Here is a 10,046-nt window from a genome sequence, read left to right as displayed (position 1 = left end):
TGTTTTAGTTTTACATAAGCAGGCTAATAACTAAGCATGAACCGCTGCGCGTTTGTAGGCATCATCCAGGATTTCCGCCAGAGTGGGATGGGCATGGACATTAAACGAAAGTTCATTCACCCCCAGACGCTTGCCGATCGCCACCGCTGCTTCATGGATCAAATCAGAAGCATGGATACCCAGAATATGCACACCCAAAAGCTCGCCTGTGTCCTTGCGATAGATAATTTTAGCCAGACCATCGGTTTCGGCCTCGGCGATCGCCTTAGCATTGCCCTTGTAGTAGGTGCGCACCGAGGCCACCTCAAACCCTTCGGCTTGGCCTTTTTCCTTGGCCTGCGGTTCGGTTAACCCCACAAAGCCAATTTCCGGATGGGTGAAGGCAGCGGCGGGAATACTGAGATAGTCGATCGTGCGATCGCGGCCACAAATATTTTCGACGGCCACCATGCCCTGGGCCGAGGCGGTATGAGCCAGCATCATTTTGCCCGTGGCATCACCGATCGCCCACACATGATTAATGCCCGTTGACATGCGATCGTCCACGTCAATGAAGCCGCGCTTGGTGAGTTCCAGCCCCACGGTTTCTAAGCCTAAGTCTTTAGTCATGGGGATGCGGCCAGTGGCCACCAGGCAGGCATCAACTTCCATGATTTCCCCATCGGACAATTCGATCGTAACCGGAGAGCCAGGCGTAACTTTCTTGGCCAGTACGCCGACTTTGGTTTCAATGTCACGGGGCTTGATTAAAACCCGCTCCGCTAGCTTGGCAATGTCGGGGTCGAATCCAGGCATCAACCGATCGAGGGCTTCGATCATGGTTACTTCCGAGCCCAATGCCGTATAGACATCAGAGAATTCTAGGCCAATGTAGCCACTGCCAATGATCGCCACCCATTGCGGTAACCAATCCAGCTTGACACCTTCATCACTGGTGAAAACGGTTTTGCCGTCGATCGTGATTCCTGGTGGCACAAACGGTGCTGAACCCGTAGAGAGAATAATATCCTTGGCGGTAATTTTGCGATCGCCCACCTGGACTGTCTGTGCGCCGGCAAGCTTACCCCAGCCTTCAATAATGTCAATGCCTTTATTTTTGAGGCTATTGATCAGGGCATTTTTTTGCTTACTGACCAGATCACTAGCATGATTAGCGATCGTGCCGCGATCGAATTGAATATCGCCAATGTCGATCCCCAGTGCCTTTAAATGATCCTTCGCCTTTAACTCTCGCACCCGCCCCGAAGCTGCCAGCAGAGCCTTGGAGGGAATACAACCACGATTTACACAGGTGCCGCCCATATCCCCCGCTTCCACGATCGCGGTTTTTAGGCCACAATCGACCGCATGGAGGGCAGCGCCATGACCACCAACGCCAGCGCCAATAATAATTAAATCGTAGTCAAAATTCTCAGCCACCAGAGGTATCTCCTAATTGATTCTGCTCTTTTTGTAGGTATTTAGTTTAGCTCTATAACCTGATGCATAACTATATTTTTGGCGATCGATCTTGCTGGTTTGAGCTATTCAAAATTGCTACATTCAGACGACCGAACACTTAATAGATGTGTTTCTGCATTCTTGTTACACACCGCATCCTATATATTCTGACACTAATGCTGCATTAATGCGCCAATTAGTAATTCACGCCAAAGATACGGTTACTACAACTAACCAAATCAGTGCCGATCGGCGAAAATAACAGGTAGCAGATCTGCTTATTAATATGAATCTATGGACAACAATAATTTTCTCAAACAACTGCTGCTGATTGGGGTTGGCACCACCACGATCATGGCCGACAAAATCAAAGAAGCCTCCGATGAATGGGTGAAGGAAGGGCGCATCGATCCGGAAGAGGCCAATAAATTTATTAACGATCTCACCTCCAAGCTAAAGGGCGAGCAAGAAAACCTAGAATTTTTGATTCAACGCCAGATTCGCTATGTGATGCAAGACATTGGTGTAGCCAGACAAAGCGAACTGGATGAACTGCGCGGTCGGCTCGATCGCCTGGAACATCAGGTGCGGGCGCTGGAAAATCAATCCTGGCGTGGTGCTAAGCGCAGTAGCTAGATTTAGCTAGACCTTAGTTCATTGGGCAGCAATTGAGAGATTGGCTCATAGTGCTGTGCTGATCATAGTTGTGACAATCTCCAGCTTTGAGGGAGCTGCAACGCCTGACCTTTCCCGATCGCTGTGATCTAGCATATAAGTAAGGTAGATATAGATATAGCCATTTGATTAACCAGCTTGATTACCTAGTTAACTAGTAATCCTTTTGCCAGCGAACCCTAACCAAACATTCCTCAATCACCACAAAATAGAGGCTAAACTAGATAGTCCAGGATGCTGCTGGTTGATCTAAAGATTAGAAAAGATTGCCCCTGAACAGCCCTATTATTTTTTGACTGCCAGAGTATTTGACTGCCAAAGTATAGGATTTAGGAGTGCCTGCACCAGTGGTTACCCAAGCAAATGCCAACAATCTAACTAAAAATAATCCCCTCGAAGCCTCTCCCTACGAAGCCAAGACCCGTGAGCTTGCCCAGATAATCTTGCACAAGGTGGGCAAAGGTGCGTCGCTCTGGAGCAGCCTCAAGGAAAAGGTGCGTTTGGATGACAAGCTGATGGCCTGGGCGATGGGGAATGAAGAGTTGCGCGTACAGCTATTTCGCCTGATCGATTGTTTACCAGCGCTGGGCAGCACCACGGAAATCACCCACCACATGCAGGAATACTTAGCCCGTGATGAAGTGGAAGTGCCAGGGCTAAAATCCATGCTGAATCTGGGAGCCAGCCCCAATTCACCCACAGCGACCCTGGCGGCAACGGCGCTGAAAACCTCAGTGGAAACTCTGGCCAGGCGTTATATTTGCGGTGCCAATTTAAAGGAAGCGCTCAAAAGCATTGAAAAGCTGCGCCGCGATCGCTATTGCTTCACGATGGACTTGCTGGGCGAGGCCGTAATCAGCGAAAAAGAAGCCCAGTCATACCTGGACAAATATTTGCAGATCATGCAGGACTTGACTGAGAGTGCTAAGTCCTGGCATACGATCGACCAGATCGATCGCGCTGATGGTGAGAACTTGCCACGGGTGCAGGTGTCAGTCAAGCTAAGTGCTTTTTATTCGCAATTTGACCCACTCGATCCAGTCACCACTACCGAAAAAGTCAGCGAACCAGCCCGGATTCTGTTGCGTCGTGCCCAGGAGTTGGGCTGCGCGGTGCATTTTGACATGGAGCAATATGAGTATAAAACTTTGACCTTGGCGATCCTCAAGCAGGTATTGAGCGAGCTGGAATTCAAAGAGCGCCGTGATGTGGGCGTTACAATCCAGGGCTATTTACGTGATAGTGAAGCGGATTTGCTGGATTTGGTGGAATGGGCAAAAGAACGAGGCACGCCGCTCACGGTGCGGTTGGTCAAGGGAGCCTATTGGGATCAAGAAACAATCCTGGCCTATCAGCAAGGGTGGGATCGGCCTGTTTATGACCAGAAAAGCTCCACCGATGCCAATTACGAGCGCCTGATTCAAATTCTACTGGAAAATCATCAATATCTTTATGCCGCGATCGGCAGCCATAATGTGCGCTCATTGGCCAAGGCGATCGCCATTGCCCAAACATTGCAAATCCCGCCACGCAATTTTGAACTGCAAGCCCTCTATGGCATGGGTGATAAGTTCACCAAACCGATCGTGGAGATGGGCTATCGGGTCAGGATCTATTGTCCGTTTGGCGATTTGATCCCAGGCATGTCCTATTTGATCCGGCGCTTGCTGGAAAACACCGCCAATAGCTCATTTTTGCGCCTCAGTACCAGTGAATCGCTGCCGGAAGCCGAATTAATTGCCACGCCCACAATGGAAACCAGCCAGGGTGAGGCCAAGTCGATCGAGTTTGATGGATTTGCCAATGCGCCAGACCTGGATTATGCGGAATTAGCCAACCGGGAAAATGCAGCCAGGGCGATCGACCAGGTTGGTAATAATCTGGGGCAAACCTATCAGCCGATTATTAATGGCAACACCGTAACAGCAGAAAATTTTGTCGATTCGCTCAATCCCTCTAAATCTGAACAAGTAGTCGGTAAAATTGGCCTAGCGAGTATTGAACAAGCCGATCAAGCGATCGCTGCCGCTAAGCAAGCCTTTCCCGCCTGGAAGAAAATGTCCGCCACCGATCGCGGTGAGATCCTGCGTCGTGCCGCTGACCTCATGGAGCAGCAACGCGCCGAGCTATCCGCCTGGATTGTCTGGGAGGTGGGTAAGCCAGTGCGCGAAGCCGATGCAGAAGTCTCTGAGGCGATCGATTTTTGTCGCTACTATGCCAAGGAAATGGAGCGCCTTGCCCAACCCCAATATCGCCATGTCCCCGGTGAAGATAACACCTATATCTATCAACCGCGTGGCATTGCGCTGGTGATTTCGCCCTGGAATTTCCCCCTGGCGATCGCAATGGGGATGAGTGTGGCGGCGATCGCGGCTGGTAATACGGTGATCCTCAAGCCCGCTGAACAAGCCTCGGTGATAGGTGCAAAAATCGCCGAAGTATTGATTGCTGCTGGCCTGCCGGCTGGGGTATTTAATTACCTGCCCGGTAAAGGCTCCCAGGTTGGTGCGCATTTAGTTAAGCATCCCGATGTCCATTTAATTGCCTTCACTGGCTCCCAGGAGGTCGGTTGTAATATTTACGCAGAAGCGGCGATCCTGCGAACCGGTCAAAAGCATCTGAAGCGGGTGATCGCGGAGATGGGCGGCAAGAACGGCATGATTATCGATGAAAGCAGCGATCTTGATCAGGCCGTAGTAGGCGTGGTTAAGTCGGCATTTGGCTATGCTGGACAAAAATGCTCCGCTTGCTCACGGGCGATCGTAGTAGCCAGTATTTATGACCCGTTTATAGCGCGATTAGTAGAGGCAACCCGATCGCTGGTGGTGGGTGATGCCACTGCGCCTGATACTAAGGTTGGTCCGGTGATCGATGGCAGCGCCCAGGCCAAAATTCGCAGCTACATTGCCAAAGGCCACGAAACAGGCAAGGTGGCGCTGGAAATGCCTGCTCCAGAGCATGGTTTTTATGTGGGGCCGACGATCGTGACTGATGTTGCCCCCGATGGTGTTTTGGCGCAGGAAGAAATTTTTGGCCCTGTGTTGGCGGTAATCAAGGCAGAAAATTTTGATCAGGCTTTGGCGATCGCTAATAACACCCCCTATGCACTTACGGGCGGCCTGTATTCCCGTACACCGTCGCACATTAAAAGGGCTTACCAAGAATTTGAGGTCGGTAATTTATACATCAATCGCAGCATTACTGGGGCGCTGGTCGATCGGCATCCCTTTGGCGGCTTCAAGCTCAGTGGCGTAGGCTCCAAAGCAGGTGGCCCCGATTATTTGCTACAATTCCTGGAACCAAGGGCGATCACTGAAAATACTCAACGCCAGGGGTTTGCACCGCTGGATCTGATCGAGGCCGATTGACCAAACCTTTGACAAGCTCTAGTTAAATATGCTTAAACATTTCCTAACATTAGGTACTTATGCCATCCAACGGTATAGTGGCCTTATTGAGGAGTAATAAAAACATGGAATCATTACCCGATATTTTGCCCTTACTCCAGGATTTGTCCAGAACGGACAAGTTTAAGGCGATCCAGTTTTTGCTGGATGAGCTGGAGCATGAAGAAGACTCGGACAAAGATAGTGAAGAGGTTGATCGGTCAATCTGGTCTACTGAGAAGCCATTTGCGGGCTCAGAAATTTTGCTACAGTTCTGGAAATCTGATCAGGGAAAGGAGTTTGATGTGTTCGATCTCGATGAAGAGGTCTAGCAATTTACTTTTTGCAGTGAAGCGATCGCCGCGATCGTCAAGTCCGCCGCCCGATCGATTTCGGCAACCGTATTAAACCGACCAATCCCAAACCGGAGCGAAGCTTGAGCCAATTTTTTCGATCGCCCTAGAGCCGTTAGCACATGGGATGGCTCATTTTTAACCGAGCTACAGGCCGCCCCGGTCGAGATCGCTAGATTCTTTTGCAACGCCACAATCAACGCCTGCCCATCCACATCCGCCACGCTGATATTTAAATTTCCCGCCAATCGCTGGGTAGCATCACCATTTAAATAAACGCCCTCCAGTTGACTGAGCCTTTGCCAGAGCCGATCGCGTAGTTCTTGCAATCGTGCCTGTTCTGAGGCTTGCGACTCCAGGGCTAATGCCACCGCTTTGGCAAAACCAACAATCTGCGGCACATACAAAGTGCCCGATCGCATCCCCCGTTCATGGCCACCGCCGTGCAGTTGGGGTGCAAGTTTTACTCTGGGGTTTTTACGCCGCACATATAATCCACCAATCCCCTTGGGGCCATAGATCTTATGGGCAGTGATTGAGAGTAAATCTATGTGCATCGCCTGGACATCAAGCTGGATTTTGCCGATCGCCTGGGCTGCATCGGTATGGAATAGCACATTGCGATCGTGGCAGATCTGGCCAATCTGGGCGATCGGTTGCAGCACGCCAATTTCATTATTAGCCGCCATCACCGAGACTAGAACTGTATCGGCGCGGATCGCTTGTTCTAACTCGGTTACATTAATCAAACCATTAGTTTGCACTGGTAAGTAAGTTACCTCAAACCCCATTGATTCCAGGTAAGCACAGGGATCGAGAACTGCATTATGCTCAGTTTGCATCGTAATGATATGCCGACCTTTGGTTAAATAAGCCTCCGCCACCCCCTTAATCGCCAGGTTATTAGCCTCCGTTGCCCCACTGGTAAACACGATCTCTTCTGGTTCGGCTGCGATCGCCGTTGCCAGAACTTCCCGCGCACTGCTTACCGCTGCTTCTGCTTCCCAGCCATATAAATGTGAGGTGCTGGCCGCATTGCCAAAGGATTCGCAAAAGTAGGGTAGCATCGCTTCTAGTACCCGGCGATCCATGGTTGTGGTGGCATGGTTGTCTAAATAAATCGGGCGTTGCATAGATTGCTAGATCGTTAATGGCGATCGCCTAAATGAAACTAAATGGAACTATCTGATTACCGATCGATGTCATAGTGAAAAAAGCTTGTAAATTAAATAATGATCGATCGCGTGATTTAACTTAAATTCTAGACCAACCCTTGATATCCTTGCCCTATGGATGAGCGATTACAAGCTGCGATTACAATTTTGAGCCTGCTGGGGGCGGTGCTGGCCTGGCTGGCCAAATTGCGCTGGTCGGAGGAATTTAGTACCGCCAAGGAAGCCCAAATCAGCGCCTTGCGGGAGCAAATCCAAACCCTCAAAATTTCGCAGCAGGAGCTAAAGGAACTGCGGGAGGCTGAATTGAGCGCAGTCACCTCTGGGCTGGAAGGACAAATCAGCGCCCTGGAGCGGGAAAATCAAACCCTGCGCGACTTCACGCCAATGAAGGTGCAGGAATATTACCTCAGCACCAAAGAACAGCTAGAGAAGTACATCGATCAGCTTAAGTCTGAGCAACAACAAACCTATTTGGATATCAGCACCAAAGAAGAAACTATTTCCCAATTGGAGTCCGAGCGCGATGATCGCATCGATCGCCTGGGAAAATTGGAGCAGGAGAAACAGCAGTTAAAGCAAAAATTAGACTTATTAAGAGAAATGTTGCTGGATATGCAAATATTGCTAGAACAACTAGACGAGAGCAAGGATGTTAGTGGAGTATTGGCATATACGCTAGAGCAAATTCGGAAGTTAGACCTATAATTATAATGCTCTGTATAAGCAAAAAAATTGAGCGGTTCTAACTGTTCAAGGAGCTGGTTAACCAATGACCGAAAAACATAAATACTCTGAGGTACAAAGGGCGATCGCGGATGCGGCAAATATTATTCGGAAGCATCGTAGTAAAGACATAACTATAAGTATTGGTGGGAGTGTCTATGGTTCAGCAATTGGCGTAAATAGTGCGATTGACCAAATCCCGTCCCATGCCAATAGTTTAGACATTGAAAGCCTTGGCCTAAAAGATAAGCTTCTTTGCTTGGAGAAGAGCATTGAGGGTGATCCACTTATGTCTAAGTTTGATAAAGAAATAGCCTTAGAACAACTAAAAATTATTGCTGAGGCCACCCAAAATCCTCACACTGAATCAATGAAAAGTACGATCAGAAAGGCGCATATGACCCTGAAGGGGATGGCGATCGCTATGCCCAGTGACCTGGAAATCGTGGATGCAATCAATGATCTCAGTGATGTGCTGACAAAAGTTTTAGCAGTTTAGCCATTCGTAGCAAAGCGATCGAAACCTAATAGGCGCAATATTAGTTAGAATCAGCAACAAAAAAACAAATGATCGAGAGCGTAAAAATTCCGGTAATCGTATCGGGAGCGACCGGAAAAATGGGACGTGAGACCGTCAAAGCGATCGCCAAGGCCGAGGATATGGAGTTAATCGGTGCGATCGGTCGCAATCATATGGGCGAAGACATTGGTGAGATCGCCGGATGTGGTGAATTAGAAATTCCGGTGACCAACGACCTGGAAGTGATGCTAGCCCAGGGAGCCCAGGAAGCCCACCCCGCCGTGATGGTGGACTTTACCCACCCCAGCCGCGTCTATGAAAATATTCGTTCCGCGATCGCCTATGGCGTGAGGCCAGTGATCGGCACCACGGGGCTAAGCCTGTCGCAGATCAATGAACTGAGCATTTTTGCGGACAAAGCCAGCATGGGTTGTATTGTTGCGCCCAACTTTTCGATCGGCGTATTGATTATGCAGCAAGCCGCGATCGCCGCCTGTCAGTATTATCAAAATATTGAAATCATCGAAATGCATCACAACCAGAAGGCCGATGCACCCAGCGGCACGGCGATCAAAACCGCCCAGATGATCGCTGAACTTGGCCGCAAATTCAACACCACCAACGCCCCAGAGAAAGAGCACTTAACCGGAGCCAGGGGAGCCAAAACTAATGACCAGATTAATATTCACAGTGTGCGATTGCCAGGGTTGGTGGCCTGTCAGGAAGTGATGTTTGGCGGCGTGGGCGAGACCTATACAATCAAACACAATGTAATCGATCGCGCCTCCTATATGCCTGGGGTTTTGCTCTGCATCCGCAAATGCCTGGAGCTTAAGTCTTTGGTCTATGGCCTGGAGAAATTGTTGTAGTGTTATTTTTTGTTTTTTCGACTTAATAATGCGGCTAAAAAACAACGATCGCTGTAGAAGAAATTACTCCTAGCGATCGGTAATAAAATAATAAAAAGAAATCAACTATTTTAGCTATTAGCCGTTACGGCTTGCACACGGGCACGGGCACGTCTCAGGGCTTGCTCGGCCTGGAGTTTTTCCTGCTTATTGCTACTATCAACCTTGCTCAGGCGTTCTTCCGCCGCTACCAATTCATTACGGGCTGCATCCGCATCAATGTCACTACTGGTTTGTGCCCCATTGACCAAAATCGTCAGTTCATTTTCTTCAATCTCGGCAAACCCACCCATCAGGGCGATCGATTGCCAGCTTTTGTCCTTGCGCAGTCGCATCACGCCAATATCCAGGGCAGTGAGCAAAGGAACGTGATCGGTGAGGATACCCAGTTGCCCGGTGGTACTAGGCAAAATCACTTCTTCGGCCTCATCATCGACCACGACCTGATCGGGCGATATAACTTTTACCTTCAGGGTCATAAATACTACTCGATCTTAAGAGTGACAATTAAACTTATAAACTTAGCTAGTTATTTCTGATCATCGACAGTTGGTAGATGGGTGGTACATAACTAACCATAATCAACCGTCTAGATCGAAATAAATAAAGGCTTTCAAAACTGATCTTAGTCAGAGTTATCAAAAATAGAACGGTTAGCTCTATATAGATATAGGGCATATTTAAAATTAAGGGCGGTGCGATCGATAAGATCGTTAATTCTCAGCTTTACTACTTAAATAAGTTACTTAAATAAATACTCAATAACCAGCAGATGCATCACTTAAGGATTAAGGATTAAGGATTAAGGATTTAGCCAGAGACACCGCCCTAAACTTTAGCTCGGCTCAGCAACTTCTGATTTCCTG

The 10,046-nt window shown here is 48.9% G+C and carries 9 protein-coding genes; 6 read left to right on the top strand and 3 right to left on the bottom strand.

Features of this window, described 5'->3' with window-relative positions; all coding sequences use genetic code 11:
- Positions 1 to 30: 30 nt before the first annotated feature.
- Complete coding sequence (gene lpdA, locus PSE7367_RS04435; RefSeq protein WP_015164166.1) at positions 31 to 1,419, bottom strand: dihydrolipoyl dehydrogenase; 1,389 nt, start codon at positions 1,417 to 1,419, stop codon at positions 31 to 33.
- 315 nt (positions 1,420 to 1,734) lie between these two features.
- Here lpdA and PSE7367_RS04430 point away from each other — a divergent pair, with 315 nt between their 5' ends.
- The 3 genes from PSE7367_RS04430 to PSE7367_RS04420 all read left to right on the top strand — a co-directional run bounded on the left by PSE7367_RS04430 (position 1,735) and on the right by PSE7367_RS04420 (position 5,833).
- Entirely contained in the window at positions 1,735 to 2,076 is a 342-nt protein-coding gene (locus PSE7367_RS04430; protein WP_015164165.1) for a phasin family protein, read from the top strand.
- 386 nt (positions 2,077 to 2,462) lie between these two features.
- Positions 2,463 to 5,483, top strand: a complete 3,021-nt coding sequence (gene pruA / locus PSE7367_RS04425; protein ID WP_015164164.1) for an L-glutamate gamma-semialdehyde dehydrogenase — start codon at positions 2,463 to 2,465, stop codon at positions 5,481 to 5,483.
- Positions 5,484 to 5,587: 104 nt separating this feature from the next.
- Positions 5,588 to 5,833, top strand: a complete 246-nt coding sequence (locus tag PSE7367_RS04420; protein WP_015164163.1) for a hypothetical protein — start codon at positions 5,588 to 5,590, stop codon at positions 5,831 to 5,833.
- On the opposite strand, the gene PSE7367_RS04415 is transcribed toward PSE7367_RS04420, so the two are convergent.
- Positions 5,830 to 6,987: an IscS subfamily cysteine desulfurase gene (locus PSE7367_RS04415; RefSeq protein WP_015164162.1), complete on the bottom strand. Its 1,158-nt coding sequence runs from the start codon at positions 6,985 to 6,987 to the stop codon at positions 5,830 to 5,832. The two genes, PSE7367_RS04420 and PSE7367_RS04415, sit on opposite strands and share 4 nt — an antisense overlap.
- Positions 6,988 to 7,143: 156 nt before the next feature.
- Here PSE7367_RS04415 and PSE7367_RS04410 point away from each other — a divergent pair, with 156 nt between their 5' ends.
- From PSE7367_RS04410 to dapB, 3 genes are all read left to right on the top strand, one after another.
- Positions 7,144 to 7,734, top strand: a complete 591-nt coding sequence (locus PSE7367_RS04410) for a hypothetical protein (RefSeq protein WP_015164161.1) — start codon at positions 7,144 to 7,146, stop codon at positions 7,732 to 7,734.
- Positions 7,735 to 7,798: 64 nt separating this feature from the next.
- Positions 7,799 to 8,251 carry a hypothetical protein gene (locus PSE7367_RS04405; protein ID WP_015164160.1) on the top strand — a complete coding sequence of 151 codons (453 nt, stop codon included), beginning with the start codon at positions 7,799 to 7,801 and terminating at the stop codon, positions 8,249 to 8,251.
- Positions 8,252 to 8,319: 68 nt separating this feature from the next.
- Positions 8,320 to 9,141, top strand: a complete 822-nt coding sequence (gene dapB, locus PSE7367_RS04400; RefSeq protein WP_015164159.1) for a 4-hydroxy-tetrahydrodipicolinate reductase — start codon at positions 8,320 to 8,322, stop codon at positions 9,139 to 9,141.
- 110 nt (positions 9,142 to 9,251) lie between these two features.
- On the opposite strand, the gene atpC is transcribed toward dapB, so the two are convergent.
- A complete protein-coding gene (atpC, locus tag PSE7367_RS04395) occupies positions 9,252 to 9,659 on the bottom strand; it encodes an ATP synthase F1 subunit epsilon (protein ID WP_015164158.1) in 408 nt (135 codons plus the stop codon).
- Between the last annotated feature and the right edge of the window lie 387 nt (positions 9,660 to 10,046).

Origin of the sequence: Pseudanabaena sp. PCC 7367, assembly GCF_000317065.1 — a bacterium.
Classification (GTDB): domain Bacteria; phylum Cyanobacteriota; class Cyanobacteriia; order Pseudanabaenales; family Pseudanabaenaceae; genus Thalassoporum; species Thalassoporum mexicanum.
This window is presented reverse-complemented; position numbering and strand designations above follow the sequence as displayed.

Excerpts from the sequence above, each read along its gene's own strand:
- PSE7367_RS04415 (WP_015164162.1), bottom strand. The coding sequence starts at position 6,987 with ATGCAACGCCCGATTTATTTAGACAACCATGCCACCACAACCATGGAT.
- PSE7367_RS04430 (WP_015164165.1), top strand. The coding sequence starts at position 1,735 with ATGGACAACAATAATTTTCTCAAACAACTGCTGCTGATTGGGGTTGGC.
- dapB (WP_015164159.1), top strand. The coding sequence starts at position 8,320 with ATGATCGAGAGCGTAAAAATTCCGGTAATCGTATCGGGAGCGACCGGA.
- atpC (WP_015164158.1), bottom strand. The coding sequence starts at position 9,659 with ATGACCCTGAAGGTAAAAGTTATATCGCCCGATCAGGTCGTGGTCGAT.
- PSE7367_RS04405 (WP_015164160.1), top strand. The coding sequence starts at position 7,799 with ATGACCGAAAAACATAAATACTCTGAGGTACAAAGGGCGATCGCGGAT.
- PSE7367_RS04410 (WP_015164161.1), top strand. The coding sequence starts at position 7,144 with ATGGATGAGCGATTACAAGCTGCGATTACAATTTTGAGCCTGCTGGGG.
- PSE7367_RS04420 (WP_015164163.1), top strand. The coding sequence starts at position 5,588 with ATGGAATCATTACCCGATATTTTGCCCTTACTCCAGGATTTGTCCAGA.